The organism is Herbaspirillum sp. GCM10030257 (genome assembly GCF_042666555.1).
Lineage (GTDB): Bacteria > Pseudomonadota > Gammaproteobacteria > Burkholderiales > Burkholderiaceae_D > Noviherbaspirillum.
This window is the reverse complement of record NZ_JBHTDH010000131.1, coordinates 1-694: the sequence shown is the minus strand read 5'-3', so window position 1 is coordinate 694 and position 694 is coordinate 1. Positions and strand designations below refer to the sequence as shown.

The following is a 694-nucleotide window of genomic DNA, read 5'->3' as shown; positions in this document are numbered from 1 at the left end:
CCATGACGGAGTCATAGACGTACGGAGCGTAGATCTGGACGTCGGCATTGAACTTCTTCTTGAAGGCAGCACGGAAGTCTTCCATGCCCTTCTTCTGCGCTTCTTCCACACCGCCTGCTTCCGCGCAGACAACCTGATTGTCGCCAAGCGCGTCGCCCGCCAGGTTTGCCAGTGCTTCGGAGCAGATGCCGTCGCCGCCCATGAACTTGGCGTTGATGCCCAGTGCCTTCATCTGGCGCAGCATCGGACCTGCAACCGCGTCCATGCCACCGAAGAAGACGACGTCCGGGTTCTTGGCCTTGATGGAAGTCAGAATCGCATTGAAGTCGGTTGCCTTGTCGTTGGTGTACTGCTGTGCCACGACTTGTGCGCCCTTGCCCTTGGCGCCCTTGACGAATTCTTCTGCAACGCCCTGGCCGTATGCGGTACGGTCGTCGATCACGGCGACTTTCTTGGCCTTGAGCTGGTCTGCTGCATAACGGCCGAGTGTGCCGCCGAGCTGGCCATCGTTAGCCACGACGCGGAAGGCCGACTTGAAGCCTTGCTGCGTGTACTTCGGATTGGTCGCGGACGGGGAGATCTGCGGGATGCCTGCTTCGTAATAGATCTTCGATGCCGGGATGGTGGTGCCGGAGTTCAGGTGACCGATCACGCCGTTGACCTTGGCATCGACCAGCTTCTGTGCTGCAGCCGT

Annotated in this window: 1 protein-coding gene; it reads right to left on the bottom strand. The window is 59.8% G+C overall.

The genetic code is table 11. The features are described 5' to 3' along the window. The coding region (locus ACFQUU_RS29405) for a branched-chain amino acid ABC transporter substrate-binding protein (protein ID WP_382252191.1) at positions 1–694 on the bottom strand (694 nt) is incomplete at both ends.